This is a genomic window from Caballeronia sp. LZ033 (assembly GCF_031451265.1).
Classification (GTDB): Bacteria; Pseudomonadota; Gammaproteobacteria; order Burkholderiales; family Burkholderiaceae; genus Caballeronia.
The window spans coordinates 1-503 of record NZ_JARUXQ010000047.1 but is presented as its reverse complement, the minus strand read 5'-3'; the positions used below and the strand labels follow the sequence as shown (position 1 = coordinate 503).

General features: G+C 60.4%; 1 protein-coding gene. It reads left to right on the top strand.

Features of this window, described 5'->3' with window-relative positions:
- A partial coding sequence (locus tag QCE62_RS35120) for a contractile injection system protein, VgrG/Pvc8 family (protein ID WP_309928025.1) occupies window positions 1-503 on the top strand: 503 nt, incomplete at both ends.

Sequence of the window (503 nt, the reverse complement as noted above, 5' to 3'; positions counted from 1 at the left end):
CTCACGCTGGAGATCCAGCCGCAGGTCGGCGCGCTGCGCTATCTCGACGGACAGATCACCCGCTTCGAGTTCAATGGCCGCGAGACGCTCACCTCGCGCAGTTATATCTATACGGCCACTGTGCGGCCTTCGCTGTGGTACCTCACGCGTTCCATGAACTGCCGCATCTTCCAGGAGAAGACGGTTGTCGAGATCATCCAGGAAGTCTTCTCCGCTTACGGCTTTCCGGTTACCAACCGCCTGGGCGCCACCTATCGCACCTGGGGTTACTGCACCCAGTTCCAGGAGACTGACTTCGCCTTCGTCAGCCGTTTGATGGAGCAGGAAGGCATCTATTACTACTTCACGCATCAGATGGGCCAGCACACGCTCGTGCTCGCCGATGACATGAGCGGCCACGACGCCCTGCCCGATTACGCCTCGCTCCCTTATCTCGCGCCCGATCAGATTGCGCTGCCCGAGACCGAAGGCGTCGATCGCTGGCACACCGAGGACAATGTCAC